The following is a 19628-nucleotide window of genomic DNA, read 5'->3' on the forward strand; positions in this document are numbered from 1 at the left end:
GATGCTTTTTTTGAAATGCTAGGGTTTGGAGAGCACTTCAATTCCGACGTTGACCATTTTGTCCAGTCCCATAAAAGACAGGCAGATTTTGGCGCGTCTTTTTCTTTTATCGATCTTTTTAATAATGCCTTCCATTCCTTTAAGAGGCCCTGAGGCAACGGTTACTTTTGAATTTTCAATATAGACTTTTGAATAATCTACAGTGTCTCCTTCTCCGATCAGCCTGATGATAGGGAGGATTTCTTCATCCGTAATTGTCGTGAAATAGGTTTTACGCTCTTTGGAATAATATGCGCCGTTATTCACGATTCTGCATGAAATGGGGAGTTCTTTGATTTTATGAAATGTCCGCTCTGTCATCTTCGTTTTAAACAGCACATATCCCGGAAACATCTTTTTGAGTGCCTCGTATTTGATTCCGGCTTTTCGTTCTGTGACTTTTTTCTTGGGTATGATTGAGTAGAGAGCCTGCTCATCAAACTGCAGACGCAGAAATTTTTGAACTGTTTCTTCTTTTCCGGACTCTACAAAAAGTGCGTACCATTTCATGACTGGGTCCTCCTTAGAATAATAAGAAATTATTATACAAAGAAAGTATTTAATGGATAGTATTTAAAATGATTAAAAATTTTTCTAATTCGTCTTTTTTTTACATAATATACGAAAATGAAAAATAAGTATAGACCCAATTGACAGGGAAGCGATGAAATTTTCTTTGACATGAAAAGGGTTCAGGGAATTATCTGACATTTATCCCGAAACAATTATGCCGACTGTCCACCGAATATAAAACTGTGGAATAAATGTCAGAAAATAACGAAATAAAGCCTTGACATTATTATCTATAAATTGATATTATTCTCTTTAAATAGCAACTATTTGTTAAATTTATTAAATTGATGTAAAGCACCTATTAAATTTCAATCGCTGTTTCGGCACGTTGAAGAGGAAATAGGGATTATAAAAATGATTGTAGTGTATATATCTACATATACATGATAAGGGAGAAGTGTGCCGTCATGGCTGTTTTCGGGCATATTGGCACTGCAGCTTGTCATGCGAAACATTCGGTAAACAAGCAAGATGTCTTTATATAAATTATGTTAGAAAAGGAAAACACAATGCGTTTGCGATTTTTAAACCTGTGCTGAATCGCAAACGCGTTTGTGTTTTTATTTTTATGCCGGTGTTTACACCAGTCAATATATGAAATAAGAGACGTTTTTGTATGGAGATCCACATGTGATGTGATGTACAAAATTGGCGATGCGGAAAGGATGAGGATAAGATGCTTACGTTTGTGTTCCCGGGGCAGGGTTCTCAATTTAAAGGAATGGGAGCCGGACTGTTTGATGAATTTCAAGATCTGACACGTCAGGCTGATGACATATTAGGCTACTCTATAGAAGAATTGTGTCTGGAGGATCCGAATCACCAGCTGGGGAAAACGCAATTTACCCAGCCGGCGTTATATACGGTGAGTGCACTCAGTTATTTAAAGAAAATGAAAGAGTCCGGCAGAGAGCCTGATTACGCCGCAGGGCACAGTTTAGGAGAATATAATGCGTTATTTGCGGCCGGCTGCTTTGATTTTGAGACCGGTTTGCAGCTTGTAAAAAAAAGAGGGGAGCTCATGAGCAAGGCAGCTCCCGGAGGCATGGCGGCGGTTTTGGGGTTTACCGCTGAACAAGTAAAAGAGGTTCTATCCGATTATCATCTGACCGGCATTGATATCGCTAACCACAATTCACCTTCGCAAATTGTGATCGCCGGAACGAAACAAGACATTGAAAAAGCGGGCCCCGTCTTTGAAAAAGCCGGCGTGAGAATGTACCTTCCTTTAAATGTGAGCGGCGCCTTCCATTCCCGCTATATGAAAGATGCTGAAAAAGAGTTCGCGGATTATTTAGAAGAAACGGCGTTTTTGCCTCTTCGTTTTCCGGTGATCTCAAATCTTCATGCCGCACCTTATAAGAATGATGAAATCAAAACAAATCTGACTTTACAAATGACCAATCAGGTAAAGTGGACGGACACGATACGCCGTCTGATGGGACTTGAAAATAATGAAATTGCAGAAGTCGGGCCCGGGGAAGTGCTGACAAAACTGACGCGTCAGATTAAAAAAGATGCCGTCCCATTACCTATGCCGAAAGAAGAGTCTGATACTGCTGATGTTAAAGCATCGGCAGCTGATCCGCAAAAAACGGCGGGAATGAGATTAGGGAACGAAGATTTTAAAAAAGATTATAACATCCAATATGCTTACATGACGGGCTCCATGTACAGGGGAATTGCTTCGGAACAGATGGTCATTAAAGCGGCAAAAGCGGGAATGCTGGGCTTTTTCGGAACGGGCGGATTGAGTATCGAACGGATCGGACAGGCCATCGGAACCATCCGGTCTGCACTGCGGCAAGGGGAAACATTCGGAATGAATCTTCTTCATCATATGATGTCACCTGACAAGGAAGTCAGAATGATAGATTTATATTTGAAAAACGGCATTCATCTTATTGAAGCATCGGCATTTATGGGCATAACCCCCGCTCTTGTTATATACAGGGCAAAGGGATTAACCAGGAATCATGACGGGTCGGTGTCAGTTCAAAACAGAATCATCGCGAAAGTATCCCGGCCTGAAGTCGCTGAGGCCTTTCTGAATCCGGCTCCGGCTCATGTGCTGGAAAGACTTGTGTCTGACAATCGGCTGACAGCCGGGGAAGCGGCGCTTGCAAAAGAAATTCCGATGGCTGATGACATTTGCGTTGAAGCGGATTCAGGAGGGCATACCGACCAAGGGATTCCGTATACATTAATGCCTGCCATGATCAGACTCAGAGACCGCATGATGGAGAAGCACGGTTATGCGAAAAAAGTAAGAATCGGCGCAGCGGGCGGCATCGGCACTCCGGAAGCGGCTGCTGCCGCGTTTCTGCTCGGCGCCGAATTTATCGGAACCGGTTCTATTAATCAATGCACGGTCGAAGCCGGGACAAGTGATTCAGTGAAAGATCTGCTTCAGGAAGCGAACGTTCAGGATACGTCATACGCTCCCGCGGGAGATATGTTTGAAGCGGGAGCAAGGGTGCAGGTGCTGAAAAAAGGCCTGTTTTTCCCGGCAAGAGCCAATAAACTCTTTGACTTGTACAGACAATACAATTCTTTAGATGAAATAGATGAAAAAACGAAAACATTAATTGAAGAAAAGTATTTCCAGCGCAGTTTTGAAGAGGTGTATGAGCAGTTGAAACGTGATAAATCTCCTGAGCAGATCGCCAAAGCCGAACAGAATCCGAAACACAAAATGGCGATGGTATTTAAATGGTATTTTTCTTATACGACAAGGCTCGCTCTGGAAGGAAAAAGCGAAAGTAAAATAGATTACCAAATTCATTGCGGCCCTGCGCTCGGCGCGTTTAATCAATGGGTGAAAGGAACCCCGCTTGAAAATTGGAGAAACAGGCATGTCGATCTGATCGGCAAACAGCTCATGGAAGAAACAGCCGGCCTTCTTGCGCAAAGGCTGGTATCGATTACAGGCTGAGTATGACCAGCCATTACATTTTTTCTGCGGAGGACAGACCATGCTGATTGAAAATCATGAATTAACGATGAGCCATGTCGGGTTAGGGAATTTGAATGAGTACGCGCTGCTGCTGTTATTCGGCAACGCACACAGTCACCATTTAACGGACGGAACGGGATTCCGGCCTGATCAGATGGCCGATCACCAAGGGCTGATTTTGTATCCGGCTTATTTTATGACACATCTCAAAGTTCCTTCAGATCAGCCTCTTGATCAGTACCGATTATGGGACGAGGTTTCCATCGGAGTCGATATCTCCCGGTTTGGAGAAACCATATTAGAATCTGATTATTTGTTCGGGCCGAAAGGAGCGGTCAGCTCTGATAAAAGCGAGTGGGACCGGGGACGGTTTCCTTCTATGAAAGCCAATAGTTTAATTGTCGTCGACGTCACACAAACAGAAGGTTCGACGCGCAAAGTCTCAGCGCCTAAGGCTGAATGCATTGCGGAACTTTCTAAGCTAGCCAAGCCGCCTTACGCCCTGATGCGGTCAAAGAAAATCAGAACGGACGCCTTCGGTATGAAGCCGGGCAATCTCAAAACAGCAGACCCCGTTTCATATCGGGTTCCTGTTGATCAGGATGCTGCGCCCGGGCATGCCATGGTGTTTGCGAAATTCAGCAAGATAATGGATGCGGCGGAATTTGAATGGATGACGCGCCGATCGAAGCCGGGTTTTCCGGTTTCAATCGCGCGGCATTTATTTTTGCTTGAAAGAGAGACGTATTATTACGGAAATTGTTTTGCAGATGAAGAGCTTGATATTTATATGACGGGACACATTGAAGAATGCGATCCCGACTTTCACGGTGAGTCCCTCGGTATGATCTCAGTGGCGAAAATCAGCTATCAGATTGAAGTCTATATGAAAAGAAATCATACATTGCTGGCCATTTCCAAGGTGGACAAGCTGCTGGCGGTGCCGACCTCTTCACAAGATCATATTCCGGATTATAAGCGGGTCATCAGAAGTTTATAAAATGAAGAATGGAGCTGAAAGCAAATGGAACAAACCAAGGAAATGAAGCAGATCATCGCTCAAATCATTCAGGATATTCAAGAACAGCAGTCATATCGGGCCGTCGAAGCGGGAGATGATGTGAGAGTCATAGAGGATCTGGGCTTCTCATCACTGGATATCGCTCAATTAGTCGCACAGATGGAGATGGAAACCGGAGTAGATCCTTTTTCCCAAGGAGAAACAATTTCAAGCATTACAACCGTCGGCAGCATTTGTGATATTTATCAAAAATATATGGACAGTGCTCAATCATGAAAACAGAAAGCGGGGGAGATATCAGCTGGGTGACTGATAAGCTTAGGGAAACGCAAGACAGTGAGTTTCTCATTTTTAAAGGGCAGACTTTTACGTATGATGATTTACTGGCACGAATTAGCTTTTTTCAGAAAGAACTTGAACAAAACGGAATACGTGAAGGAGAATGTGTGGCGCTTATCGGGGATTATTCCCCGAACGCTATTTTTTTGCTGATGGCGCTTTTGTTAAACCGAAATATCGTTGTCCCTCTCAGCAATGAATCAAGGGAAAAGCATCTCGATATGTTTGAAGACGCGAAAGTGAATCAAATCATTGAAATAAATGAAAATGACAGCTGGACGCTTCGTGAAGGTTCTGAAAGCGCCTCCCACCCTCTGCTTGATGACCTGCGCGAGAGAGGGGAGTCAGGCATTATTATTTTCACATCGGGAACCTCCGGCAAAAGCAAAGCATCCGTGTTAAGCGCCGGCCGGCTGCTTGAAAAATATAAAACGGCGAAGAGAAAACCGCTGCGTACGCTCATTTTTCTGAAATTGGATCATATCGGCGGCATTAATACGCTGTTTGCGATTCTGTTTAACGGGGGGACCATCGTCACATCAGACAGCAGAACGCCGGAGTCCGTTTATCAGGCGGTCGACAAGCATGCTGTCCAAGTGCTCCCCGCAACCCCGACCTTTTTAAACATGCTGCTGATGTCCAAGGCGGATGCCGGCTATAACCTCTCTTCACTCCGGCTGATCACTTACGGCACAGAACCGATGCCCCAATCAACGCTGCGCGGCATTCACCGGCTGTTTCCGGATGTACGGCTGAAACAAACATACGGATTAACTGAACTGGGTATATTCTCAACGAAATCAAAAGACAGCCAATCCACTTGGATGAAAGTGGGCGGTGCCGGAACAGAGACCAAAATTACCGGAGGCACGCTTTGGGTCCGTTCTGAGTCGGCGATGCTCGGCTATTTAAACGCACCGTCACCTTTCGATGAAGACGGCTGGTATGACACCGGTGACCAGGTGGAAACAGACGGCGAATATATAAGAATCCTTGGAAGAAAGAGTGAAATCATTAATGTGGGCGGAGAGAAAGTGTTTCCGGCAGAGGTGGAAAGCGTCTTTCTGGAGATACCGAATGTCCGGGATGTTCTCATAACGGGAAGAAAAAATCCGATTACGGGCGAGATTGTCGCAGCAGAGGCCGTGCTTGAAAAAGAGGAAGATATCAAATCTTTCAGAAAGCGGGCCGTAGCTCATTGCAAACAAAAGCTGCAGCCATATCAGATACCGCAGATCATCTCTGTTACAGATCGGAAACTGTCTAATGACCGATTTAAAAAAATAAGAAACGTGTAAAACAGGAGGCAAATATGAATAACGGAAAAGTAGCGGTCGTCAGCGGAGGAAGCCGGGGGCTCGGAAAAGCGATTGTACAGACGCTTTTGGATGAGGATTACAAAGTAGCCGCTTTCAGCCGCAGTGAATCTGATTTTATTAACACATTGAGAGAGAGTGAAAAGTACCGCGGCCGCTTTTATTGGGAAGCGGCGGATGCGGCGGATGATGCCGCCATGAAACAGTTTGTTCTTCAAGTATACCGCAAGTTTTCCAGAATAGACGGCTTGGTCAATAACGCCGGTTTGAACCTTGATCAGCTGCTGCCCCTGACCAATGATGAAGACATTGACCGCATCCTCAACCTGAATATCGGTTCAGTCATCAAGCTGACCCGAAACGTTTCCCGTGTCATGCTGAAACAAAATTCCGGATCAATCGTTAACATAAGCTCCATTATCGGCTCAAGAGGATTTAAAGGCACTTCAGTTTACAGCGCATCCAAAGCGGCTCTTGACGGCTTAACGCGAAGCCTGGCCAGGGAGCTCGGGTCTAAAGGAATCCGTGTCAATTCACTTGCGCCCGGTTTTGTGGACACCGATATGACGAAAAATATGCCGGAAAAACAAAAATCGCAGATTATCAGAAGGACGCCGATGGGACGTTTAGGCGAAACAGACGATATGACCGGACTCGTTCGTTTCCTGCTTTCTCCTGAATCGTCCTTTATGACCGGACAGACAATGGCAATAGACGGCGGATTAACTTGTTAAAGCACAGAAAAATTCTTTTGTACAAGGGATGGTATCCTCATGAAATGTATTAACGAATTTTTAAGAACGGTAATAGCGGAAAAGCTGGGTGCCGAGGTAACCGAAGCGGAAGATAAAACCGCTTTTTTTACTCTTGGCGTGACGTCTCTCATCAGTGAAGAAATCATGACCATATTGCATAAAGAGTTTACCGGCCTTTCTGAAACGCTGCTGTTTGAATATCCGAACATTGAGAAATTGAGTGAGTTTTTAAGTGCGCAGAAACGAAATCCCGAAAGCGTTCTTGAATTCAAAGAAACGGAGCCTGATACGGGAAGCCCGCAGGAAGAAGAATTGCTTCCCGTACAGGCGGCTGAAAAGGTGCCTGAACCGGCAACGGACGGGAGCTCTGATATTGCGGTTATCGGAATGAGCGGGATGTTTCCGAAAGCGGAAAACCAGCATGATTTTTGGGACAATTTAATGGAAAATAAAGATTGTGTCTCCGAAATCCCAGAGGACAGATGGGACAGCTCTTATTACTCGGAAGAGAAAACGGCAGAATACGCGTCATACAGTAAATGGGGAGGTTTTATTGATCATCCGGATCAATTTGACCCGCTGTTTTTTTCTGTTTCCCCGTGGGAAGCTGATTTAATGGACCCCCAGCAAAAATTGTATGTCACGTGCTGCTGGGAAGCGATGGAGGATGCCGGTTACGGGAACCCGGCGGCGAGGCCGACGGATCAAATCGGTGTATTCGCCGGAGTGACCTGGAATGAATATTCATTAATTGCACACGAAGAAGGTTTCCTCAAAGATCAGTACAAAGGCCCCGGCTCCTTATATTGGGGCATTCCGAACCGGGTTTCTTATTTCCTTGATCTCCATGGCCCGAGCATCGCTGTTGATACGGCGTGTTCTTCATCGCTTGTCGCCGTCCATCAGGCTTGTCAGGCCATTATGTCGGGCGACTGTGAAATGGCGCTGGCCGGAGGCGTCAACCTCAGCTTACATCCGCAAAAATACATGTTTTTAAGCCAATCGCATTTTCTGTCTTCTGAAGGAAAATGCCGCAGTTTCGGTGAAGGCGGAGACGGTTACGTGCCCGGCGAAGGCGCGGGAGCCGTTTTGTTAAAACCATTGAAAAAAGCGATTGCGGATAAAGACCACATCTACGGTGTCATTAAGGGGTCCGCCACTAACCACGGCGGCAAAACGACCGGGTATACGGTGCCGAATCCGGAAGCGCACCGGGACCTGATTTTATCCGCTCTAAACAGAGCCGCGGTAAGTCCGGCGGATATCAGCTACATTGAAGCTCACGGAACCGGCACGGCACTCGGCGATCCGATTGAGATACGCGGCCTGTCTATGGCATTTGATAAACAGACCGATGAGAAAAATGACTGCGGAATCGGCTCGGTGAAATCCAATATCGGACATTTGGAAGCGGCTGCAGGGATCGCCGGTTTAATCAAGGTGCTTTTAAGCATGAAACATGAAACGCTTCCCGCCAGTCTGCACTCCGAGGAACTGAACCGCAAGATTTCTTTTTCTGATTCGCCATTTTATGTCGTCCGAAACAACCGGCCGTGGCCGGCTGAAGGAGATAAACCGAGAATCGCCGCAATCAGTTCATTCGGCGCAGGAGGCTCTAATGCCCATCTGATCGTAGGTGCTTATCAGCCAAAACGGCAAGCGGACGGGAATACTGAGCAAAAACCGCATGCCGTCGTATTAAGCGCACATTCCGAACAGCAGCTGAAAGAATATGCCGGGAAATTAAGCTCCTTTCTTGCCCGATTGGAAAACCTGCCTTCTGCCGGTGGATACAGTCTAAAAAATATCGCTGCCACCTTATTGTCAGGCAGAGAGCCTTTCTCCTTCCGGCTTGCTGTCATTGCATCATCCCTTTCTGAGCTGAAACGGCGATTGGACGGATTTGTAAGCGGTCACAGCGACGGCAGGTATATGTATTTCGGAAAAGCGTCACCCGGGCGTCCGGACGTTTCAGGCCAATCCGTTTCAGATCCTGAGAAATTTGCCGCGCTGTGGGTGAAAGGCCTTCAAGGTTGCAAAAAGCCGGAAACGCCGTATCAGAAAGTTCCGCTTCCTACGTATCCGTTTTTAAAGGAAACGTCCTGGCTGACCGATCAAAAAAAGCGGTATACAAAAAAGCCCCAAAATATCAAAAGGCGTGAAGCGCTGCATCCTCTGCTTGATGAGAATATTTCATCCGCCCGGAAAGGGACGTTTCAAAAGATATTTTCCAAGGATGAATATTTCTTTAAAGATCATTTAGTGAACGAAAAATATGTGCTTCCCGGAGTCTGTCATCTGGAAATGGCGGCATACGGCGCGGGATTGTGGGGAGAACGCCCGGCCGTCTCTCTTCAAAGTGTGTGGTACATGGAGCCGATTGTGACAGGGACAGACCCAAGATCCGTCATGATAGAGTTTGAAGCAGAAAAAGAGCGTATAAGCTATGTCATTAAAGAAAAAGGAGCGGACGGCACCCTCTTTTCGCAAGGAGAAGTGATTTGTAAAGAAAAAGGAGCGTCTTTTGAGGCCCCGGCCTTTCAGCTCCCGGCGGCATTTGCGCAGAGAACGGAGCCGGAAGACATCTATCACTCGTTCTCTGAGGCGGGAATCGTGCAAAAGGACAGTTTTCAGGTCATCCGCGAATTCTCTTATACAGAAAGGAAAGCACTGGCCAAATTAACGCTCCCATCACACTTGGAAGCCGATTTTAAACAGTACATCCTACATCCGTCCTTAATGGATGGCGCTGTTCAAACCGCAATGGCGCATGTGCTGCAATTTCAAAAAGAGCCTATGCTTATCGTACCGTTTTCCTTCGGAGAAATACAGCTGCTTGAACCGTTAGCGAAAACCGTATTTGTGCATGCAGAGGTAAAAGCGGCCTCCGTTCACCAATTTGATCTGCATATTTGTGATGAGCGCGGCGTGCTGTTGGCGGCAGTGAAAGATTTTATCATAAAAGAGGTGCAGGAAAGCGCCGGGTTTAACCAAAAAGCCGGCGTCACGCCGAAGACAAGCCGTGAAACGGAATTGCTTATGACACCGGTTTGGAACACCGTCACCATTCCGGAAACCGGCATGTCTTTCATGCGTGAAGAAAAAATAATCGTCATCGGGGCCGGGCCGGATTTTCAGCAGGCTTTGAAAGAGATGTATTCCGATGTCCGTTTTCCGGACATCACTTCTTTGGACAGCGCGGAACAAATGGCTGAAACACTGAAAGCGCAAGGCTCTTTTCAACACATGATATGGGCGGCGCCGGATCATCCCATTCCATCCGTTTATGATGCGGGTACGGCCGAGGGACAGGAGCACGGGGTCATGCAGCTTTTCCGGCTGGTAAAAGCGCTTCTGCTTCTGAATTTTGACACGGAACAACTATCATTGACAATCTGCACGTTTCAAGCACAGCCGATTCATGAACATGATGAGGTCAATCCGAGTCATGCAAGCATACACGGATTAGCGGGGTCGCTCGCAAAAGAATACAGCAATTGGAGCATCCGGCTTCTTGATTTGGAATCTCAAAGGGGAGACCGGCATCTTCCCGATGTCTTCTCTTTAACGGCGGATCCCGAGGGAAATCCGTGGGTCTTTCGTGCAGGTCAGTGGCACCGCCAGCAATTGGCCGTCTGCCGGCCTCATGCAGATGAGCCTTCATTATACCGGCACGGCGGGGTTTATGTGATTATCGGCGGAGCAGGCGGAATAGGAGAAGTATGGACTGAATATATGATTCAGACCTATCAGGCGAAAATTATCTGGATCGGGAGACGGAAAAAAGATACACAGATTGAAAGAAAGCTGAAAAGACTTGCGGCTTTAGGTCCCGCACCGCAATATTTCAGCGCAGATGCTGCCAATTATGACTCTCTCAAACGGGCATATGACACCATTGTGAAGGAAAATGGAAAGGTCCGCGGAATCATCCATTCCGCCATCGTGTTATCAGACCGAAGTTTTGCCAATATGGAAGAGGATCAGTTCCGCGCGTCACTTTCTGCAAAAACTGATGTCAGCTTGCAGATTGCCCGGGTAGCTGAGGGGGAGCCCCTGGATTTCTTGCTGTTTTTCTCTTCGATGATGTCGTTTCAAAAAGCGCCGGGACAGAGCAATTATGCCGCCGGGTGCACGTTTAAAGACGCTTTTGCTAAGCGGATCTCACAGAAAGCGCCGTATGCCGTAAAAGTTGTCAATTGGGGCTTTTGGGGAAGTGTCGGCGTTGTCGCTTCAGAACAATACCGGAAACGGATGGAGCGGGACGGAATCGCTTCTATTGAGGCGCCCGAAGCGATGAAAACGCTGGAAACCCTGCTTTCCGGACCCCATGACCAGCTGGCGCTGATCAAAACGACAGATCCGGTTTTTATGAAAGACGATCTGAATGAACAAGTAACGGTTTATCCGGAAAAGATTCCTTCCGCACTCGGACAATTAACGGTTAACATCACGCAGAATGACGAAGCTGAACGGTTAAAAGCTTCAAGTGTCATGAGCTGCATGAGAGAGATGGAATCCCTTATTGAAAAAATGCTTGTATCAACCCTTTATGAGATGGGAGCCGGGCTTGATCAGGCTTTGCCGTTATTTCAATCCGCTGCCGGCATAACGGAACAATACAGCAGATGGCTGAAAGAGAGCTTTGTCCTCCTGAATAAATTAGCGCTTGCTCCGGAAAAAACGGATTTAGGGCAGGTGTGGGAGGAATGGGAGCGGAAAAAAGAGACTTGGCTGCGCCAGAAAGACATGAGGGCGCATGTCAGATTGGCAGAAGAGACATTGCGTGTGCTTCCAGACATTTTAACCGGTAAGCTTCCGGCAACGGAAGTGATGTTCCCTGACTCCTCCTTCCGTCTTGTGGAAGGCATTTACCGCAATAATATCATTTCTGATTTTTTCAATGACAAGCTTGCTGACACATTGATTGCTGTTTTGAAGGAACGTCTGGAAAAAGATCCGCAGGCGAAAATCCGCATTTTAGAAATCGGAGCCGGAACGGGCGGGACAAGCGCTGCGGTCATGAGAAAATTGAAACCGTATGAAGCGCATATTGTCGAATATTGTTTCACGGATATTTCTAAAGCATTTCTTTTACATGCAGAAGACATATTCGGTCCGGAATATCCTTATGTCACTTATAAAATATTCAACGCTGAGCAGCCGGTATCAGCAGAAGCGCCGGACATCGGCACGTATGACGCAGTGATCGCGACCAATGTGCTTCATGCGACAAAAAATATCCGCTCTACGCTGCGCCATGCGAAAGCAATGCTGCAAAAAAACGGCCAGCTGTTTATAAATGAGATCAACAGCCGCACCATATTCAACCATGTGACGTTCGGCCTTCTTGAAGGCTGGTGGCTGTATGAGGATCATGATTTACGGATTCCGGGCTGTCCGGGGGTTGATCCGGCCGGCTGGGCGGAAGCGCTTTCGCTTGAAGGATTCGTCCATCCTCTGTTTCCGGCTGAAGCCGCACACGACTTAGGCCAGCAGATTATAGCGGCTGAAAGTGACGGAACGGTCAGGCTTGCCCTCACACAGGCGTCAGAAGAGAAGCCGGAGCGCCGTCCGTATGACGCAGAAGGTCTTTCGGATGATACTTTGCATGTCAGCCTGAGAGAAAAAAGCGTTGAACTGATGAAGAAGGTAATCGGTGAAGCGCTTAAAGTGCCGGCGCATCGTCTTTTATCCCATGAACCTTTAACCGCATACGGATTGGATTCCATACTGGTCGTCAGACTGACCAACGCGTTAAAAGACGTCTTCGGTTCTGTCAGCAGCACTTTGTTTTTTGAATATCAAACCATTGATGAACTTGCTGATTACTTTCTGTCTTCCCGTAAAGAAGCGCTCGAGCGGCAATTCGGGAATGGACGGGCTCATCCCGAAAACGCCGGACGGGTGCAGGCTCCCGCAGAAAGCGCCGCACCGATTCCAAACGTAAGGGAACGGGGCATCACATATCTGACGGAATTAATAGGAAAAACGCTGAAGATTCCGAGCGGGAGAATGGATCCGTCGGTTTCCTTAACCGCATACGGTTTGGATTCTATTCTGGTCGTCAGGCTCACAAATGCCTTTCGTAACGTGTTTGACCAAATGACCAGCACCCTCTTTTTTGAATATCAGACGATAGAAGAAATCGCGGATTACCTGCTTCTTTCTCAGCGGGGAGCATTTATGAAAGCGATGGGTGTGCGTGAGGCACAGCTGTCTGATCACACAGATAACCTGAATGTAAAACAAAACAAGATTCCTCAAAACGAGGAAGGCGAAAGGACGAACGGAGATCCTTCTATCCAGGATATCGCTGTCATCGGTCTGTCAGGCCGGTATCCGGGCGCCGATCACGTTGATGAGCTGTGGGAAAATGTAAAAGCCGGCAGGCATTCTATTACTGAAGTGCCGAAAGATCGCTGGGACTGGAAAACGTTTTATAACGAGGAACGCGGAAAATGGGGGTCCATTTATTCAAAATGGGGCGGTTTTCTCGATGACATTGATACATTTGATCCGCTGTTTTTCCGTATATCTCCCGCGGAAGCTGAAAGGATGGATCCGCAGGAAAGGTTGTTTCTGCAGACTGCTTATTCAAGCATTGAAGATGCGGGGTACACCCCGGCCACGCTTTGTGACAGCCGGAAAATCGGAGTCTTTGTCGGTGTGATGAACAGCAATTACCCGACAGTTCCCAGCGACTGGTCTATCGCAAACAGAGTATCGTTTTTGTTCAATTTCCAAGGGCCGAGTATGGCTGTGGATACAGCATGCTCTTCTTCTTTAACAGCTGTCCATCTCGCCGCAGAAAGCCTGCGGAGCGGAATGAGTGAAACAGCGATTGCCGGCGGAGTCAATCTTATCGTTGATCCGGCCCACTATGAGCGGCTGTCCGCTTTTTCAATGCTGTCTCCCGGTGATAAATGCAAATCTTTCGGAGACAGTGCGGACGGTTTTGTTGACGGTGAAGGAGTAGGGGCGATTGTGTTAAAGCCGCTTGCTCAAGCGGAGAAAGACGGCGATCATATTTACGGTGTTATCAAAGGAAGCATGCTGAACGCAGCAGGAAGAACAAACGCTTATATGGTGCCGAATCCGAAAGCGCAGTTTGATCTGATCGCAGAGACGTTGAAACGGACAGACATTCACCCGAGAACGGTCAGTTACTTGGAAGCCCACGGAACGGGCACTGCGCTCGGTGATCCGATTGAAATCGACGGGTTAACGAAAGCTTTTCGCCTGACAACAGAAGATCGGCAGTTTTGTTCCATCGGTTCCATTAAATCAAATATCGGACATTTAGAAAGCGCTGCCGGGATTGCGGGGATCACCAAACTGCTTCTGCAATTGAAACATAAGAGGATTGCCCCTTCATTGCATGCGGCGGAATTGAATCCGAATATTGAGTTTGAGCACACTCCGTTTTTCGTACAGCAAAAAGAAACGGAATGGAAGCGACCTGTCTTGAATATCACGGGTGAAATGAAGGAATATCCGCGAATTGCCGGCATTTCCTCGTTTGGAGCAGGAGGTTCAAACGCGCATGTCATCATTCAGGAATTTGTGCCGTCTGACAGCCTGAAACCAATGGAAAACGCGTCTGTTTCTCCGCAAAAACCGGCTGTTATTATTTTATCAGCGCGAAATGAGCAGCAATTGACAGAGCGCGCCCGCCAGCTTCTGGATGATGTCATAAGAAAAAAACGTTCTGACGGGGATTTAGCCAAGATCGCTTACACGCTTCAGGCGGGAAGAGAACCGATGGCTGAGCGGCTTGCATTTACGGCCGAGTCGATAGAAGAACTGAAAATGAAGCTTATGAGTTTCTCAAACGATCATAATATCGAACATGCTCATATCTGGCGGGGCAGGACAGCCAAACATCATTCATTGGCGGCTTCGCTCACTTCTGATGAAGATATGGCGCTTACCATAAATGCCTGGCTGAGAAAAGGGAAATACGGAAAGCTGCTTGACCTTTGGGTTAAAGGACTTGACGTCGATTGGTCAGCTCTTTATCAGCGCAACCCGGGCCGCATCAGTCTCCCGGCCTACCCTTTTGCCAAAGACCGATATTGGGTGACAAAAGCTGATGTGTCACTTGACAAAACAGGCTCAGCGAAAAGTGAGAAAGCAGCCAGACTTCACCCGCTGCTCCATGCGAATACATCGACTTTTACCGCCCAGCGCTTTACTTCTGTTTTTTCAGGACACGAACCGTTTTTTGCCGATCACATCGTCAATGGAAAACCGGTGCTTCCGGGCGCGGCTGCTTTAGAAATGACCCGGGCCGCCGTTACACTTGCCGCCGAAGACTTGCCCGGCGGGAAAACGGGTGTCCGGCTCAAACAGATCGTTTGGCTCCGTCCGGTGATGGCGCTTTCTGAAGGAGTGACGCTTCATGTAAAGCTTCAGCCGGAAGAAAACGGAGACATCGCTTTTGAAGCGTATGCCGAAGGAGAAGAGCCGCTTGTCTTTTTCCAGGGAAAGGCCGTGCTCGAAGAGACGGAGCGTGCTCCTGTTCTCGATGTGGAAGCGGTTCAGGCGCGCTGCAGCGGCCGTCACTTGTCAAAGGCTGAGTGCTATGAAGCGTTCGACAGCCTCGGCATCACCTACGGACCGTCTCATCAGGCGCTTGACGCCGTCTATGCCGGAAACGGAGAAGTGCTCGCGAAGCTCACTCTTCCGCCGTCCGCCCGCGAAGAAAAGGAGCCGTTCATCCTGCATCCGAGCATGCTGGACGCCGCCCTTCAGGCTTCTATCGGTCTCGTGCTCTCAGACGGTTCCGCGTCCGGACGGCCGTTTCTGCCGTTTGCCCTGCAGGATATGCAGGTGTTTTCTGCGTGCCGGGAGACGATGTGGGCGGTGCTTTCCTCAGCGGACGGCGCCTATCATATTGAGCTGTGTGATGAAAACGGCGCGGTATGTGTCCGATTGACGGGGCTCACCGCCCGTTTTCTGGAAGAGGAAACGGAGGAAAAACCGCTCTTGCTTCAGCCAAAGTGGCAGGAATCACCGCCGGGTGAAGGCGGCGGACAAGAAGAGTCTTTCAGATACGTGACGCTGTATGGCGGAATGAACGCTGAGGACATAAGCGGCGCCGTATGTGCGGCTGACGGCGAAGGTCCGATTGAAGACCGTTATGACGCCTGCGCGGCGGAGCTGTCAGCGATCGTCACGCGTCTTATCAAAGAAAAACAGAAGAAAAAAACGCTGATCCAGCTTCTTGTCCCCGACAGGGGGGAAGACAATGTATTGGCGGGGCTGGCCGCTTTCCTGAAAACGGCTCACCTTGAACATCCGAAGCTGTACGGCCAAGTCATCCAAGCCGATCCGGACGAGTCAGCATCAGCGCTTCTTGCCAAGCTGAAAGAAAACCGGGCGCATCCTGAACAAGCGGAAATCCGTTATGAAGCCGGCAAACGTCTCGTCAGAAACTGGCGTCATCTGCCGGCGCCTCAAAGCGGCGCCGTTCCGTGGAAAGACGAAGGGGTCTACCTCCTCACCGGGGGAGCGGGCGGCATCGGCCTGATTGTCGCTGAAGAAATAGCCTTCCGCGTCAAAAACGCCGTCCTCGTATTAACGGGGAGGGCGGAAGCGCTTGATGAAGACCGCTCCGCCCGCTTACGGCGCTTGGAAGCGTCGGGTGCCCGCGTACTGTATCAACCGGTAGACGTGACAGACAGGGCGGCGGTCATCGCCCTCGTCCGCGGCATACAGGAGGAGCACGGAACACTCGACGGGATCATTCACGGCGCAGGCGTGATCGCTGACAACTACATTCTGAACCAGACAGAAAACGAACGGAAGACCGTCATGGCGCCGAAGGTGAAAGGGCTTATCAATCTTGATGAAGCAGCGAAAGATGTGCGGCTGGACTTTTTCATCCTGTTTTCTTCCTTGGCGGGAGGTATGGGAAATCCGGGGCAGGCCGGTTATGCGGCAGCCAACGCATTTATGGATGTTTATGCAGCCCGCCGGAACCGTCTCGTGCGGGACAACAAGCGGAGCGGGCAGACTCTGTCCGTCAACTGGCCGCTTTGGGAAGAAGGCGGTATGCGCGTGGACAAAGAGACCGAACGGCTGATGTATGAACAGACCGGAATGAAAGCCATGCGATCGGCCTCAGGCATCCAAGCGCTGTACGCCGCTTTTGCCTCCGGAGAACACCAGGTCATGGTGGCAGAAGGCGACGAAAAACGGATTCGAAAAAACCTGATGCCTGAAACGCCGGAACCGTCCCGTAGCATTCATGTGTCAAGGAAGACGCCCGTCCATATGCCGAATAAAGTACAAGCGGAACTCAAACATATGATATCAGGCATTCTGAAGGTGAAAGAAGACGAGATAGATGCTGAATCAGAGATGAGAGATTATGGCTTTGATTCGGTTTCATTCACGCAGTTTGCAAATGAACTAAATAAAATGTATGGGCTTGAACTGACACCGGCCGTGTTTTTTGAATACCCGACAGTCTTTCGTTTTGCCCAATACTTGCTGACGGAACATCCGGATACATTCGGATCACAGGCAGAAACAGAAACGGAGAAACCGGTTGTGCGTAAAAAAATGAAGACGGAGCCATTCTTGATTCCGTCCCGCCTTCCTAAAACAAAAACCGCAGCTGCACCTGAGCCCGTGGCGATAATCGGAATCAGCTGTGCATTTCCAATGGCTGAAAATCCGGAAATGTTTTGGGAGAATTTAGCCGGAGAAAAGGACTGCATTTCTGAAATACCGCCGGAGCGCTGGGACTGGAGACAGTATTACGGAGATCCGCAGAAAGATAAAAATGCGAGCAATGTAAAGTGGGGCGGCTTCATTGATGAAACCGCTCAATTTGATCCATTATTTTTCGGTATTTCTCCGCATGAAGCCGAAATGATGGATCCTCAGCAAAGACTTTTAATGATGCATGTATGGAAAGCGATTGAAGATGCCGGCTGCTCTGCCAAAAGCCTGTCAGGTACAAATACAGGCATTTTTGCAGGCACGACAAACAGCGGTTACGCCCAGGAAGCTTCAAAGTTCCATATAGAGATTGAGGGTTCTTCCGCCGCCGGGACGGTTCCGTCAATCGGTCCGAACCGTATGAGCTATTTTCTGAATATACATGGGCCGAGCGAACCGATTGAAACCGCCTGTTCAAGCTCATTGGTCGCTGTTCACCGTGCGGTCAGGGCAATTCAGGCCGGAGACTGCGGCATCGCGATTGCAGGAGGCGTCAATGCTATTGTATCGCCGGATATGCATATCAGCTTTAATAAAGCGGGAATGCTCAGTGAAGACGGGCGATGCAAAACATTTTCCGATCAAGCGGACGGGTATGTCAGAGCTGAAGGTGCGGGCATGATTGTTTTGAAAACATTATCCGATGCGGAACGTGACGGCGACCGTATTTATGCCGTTATACGCGGAACGGCGGAAAATCATGGCGGACGGGCGGCTTCCCTTACATCGCCGAATCCGAAAGCACAGACAGAAGTCATGATAAAAGCGTATCAGCAAGCGAACATCGACCCCCGTACAGTGAGTTATATTGAAGCCCACGGCACGGGAACGGCGCTCGGAGATCCGATAGAAATCAACGGACTCAAAGCGGCTTTTGCAGCGCTTTATCAGAAAGCCGAAGTAACGGCACCCGATCAGCCTCATTGCGCCATCGGTTCCGTCAAAACGAATATCGGCCACACAGAGCTTGCCGCCGGCATGGCCGGGCTTTTAAAAATTATTTTGCAGATGCAGCACAAAACGCTCGTGAAAAGTCTGCATTGTGAAACCGTTAATCCGTATATCAGCCTCGACGGCAGCCCGTTTTATTTCGTCCGCGACACTCAGCCGTGGAAAGCGGCGACTGATGATAGCGGAAATGAACTGCCGCGGAGAGCGGGTGTCAGCTCGTTCGGATTTGGCGGTGTCAATGCTCATGTCGTGCTCGAAGAATATGTTTCTCCTGTTGAAGAGAAACAATGGACGGCCGGTGAACTTCAGCCGTCCTTATTCATTCTCTCGGCAAAGACGGCGGAACAGCTGAAGGAACGTGCGGAACAGCTGCGCAGATATTTGGAAAAGACACATTCAGCTGACGGAGCTCTTGCGGGTATCGCTTATACGCTTCAGCTTGGCCGGGATGAAATGGAAGAGCGCCTTGCCGTTATTGCTGAAACAAAAGAAGAGCTTACGAACGCGCTGAATGATTTCCTCAGCGGCAAGGAGACGGGGCAGAATTTCTTTACAGGCCGGAACAAAGCGATGAAACAGCTGTTTACAGAGATGACGGACAACGCAGAAATGAGCGGGACAGTAGATCAATGGATTGAAGCAGGAAAGTATACAATGCTTGCAAAATTATGGGTGCAAGGTTTACATGTCGACTGGAATAAATTATATCCGGACCAAAGGCCAAAAAAAGTCAGCCTGCCCGTCTATCCTTTTGCGAAAACACATTGCTGGATACCGCACAGTGCGCAGCATATAAGGCACCGGGAGACTTATGAGATTGATACGTCCCCGCTGGAGACTTATGAACGCCTGCTTGATGAATTGGAGAAAAACGAAATAAGCATAGAAGCCGCTGTAAAAAGAACGATCGGTTTTTACAGGGATTAGCGTAATGGAGGAAACCA

At 48.5% G+C, this 19628-nt stretch carries 7 protein-coding genes; 6 read left to right on the forward strand and 1 reads right to left on the reverse strand.

From position 1 onward, the window contains the following. Positions 1-18: 18 nt before the first annotated feature. Positions 19-549, reverse strand: coding sequence for an antiterminator LoaP (gene loaP, locus SB24_RS17680; protein WP_022552995.1), 531 nt, complete (start codon positions 547-549; stop codon positions 19-21). 739 nt (positions 550-1288) lie between these two features. Here loaP and fabD point away from each other — a divergent pair. The 6 genes from fabD to SB24_RS17710 are packed head-to-tail and all read left to right on the forward strand — an operon-like array spanning position 1289 to position 19611. Continuing rightward, a complete protein-coding gene (gene fabD / locus SB24_RS17685; protein ID WP_015417777.1) occupies positions 1289-3547 on the forward strand; it encodes an ACP S-malonyltransferase in 2259 nt (752 codons plus the stop codon). A gap of 40 nt (positions 3548-3587) precedes the next feature. Beyond that, on the forward strand, positions 3588-4568 hold the full coding sequence (locus SB24_RS17690; protein ID WP_039254572.1) for an LnmK family bifunctional acyltransferase/decarboxylase: 981 nt from the start codon (positions 3588-3590) through the stop codon (positions 4566-4568). Between the two features lie 24 nt (positions 4569-4592). Then, a complete protein-coding gene (locus SB24_RS17695; protein ID WP_003153264.1) occupies positions 4593-4865 on the forward strand; it encodes an acyl carrier protein in 273 nt (90 codons plus the stop codon). Next, positions 4862-6226: a long-chain fatty acid--CoA ligase gene (locus SB24_RS17700; RefSeq protein ID WP_015417775.1), complete on the forward strand. Its 1365-nt coding sequence runs from the start codon at positions 4862-4864 to the stop codon at positions 6224-6226. The genes SB24_RS17695 and SB24_RS17700 overlap by 4 nt, the downstream gene beginning before the upstream one ends. 14 nt (positions 6227-6240) lie before the next feature. Beyond that, complete coding sequence (locus tag SB24_RS17705; RefSeq protein WP_007408405.1) at positions 6241-6978, forward strand: SDR family oxidoreductase; 738 nt, start codon at positions 6241-6243, stop codon at positions 6976-6978. A gap of 39 nt (positions 6979-7017) precedes the next feature. Then, the gene (locus SB24_RS17710) at positions 7018-19611 is read left to right on the forward strand and encodes a type I polyketide synthase (protein WP_039254575.1); all 12594 of its coding nucleotides are present in this window, start codon (positions 7018-7020) and stop codon (positions 19609-19611) included. Positions 19612-19628: the final 17 nt, after the last annotated feature.

The organism is Bacillus sp. Pc3 (genome assembly GCF_000815145.1).
Taxonomy (GTDB): domain Bacteria; phylum Bacillota; class Bacilli; order Bacillales; family Bacillaceae; genus Bacillus; species Bacillus velezensis.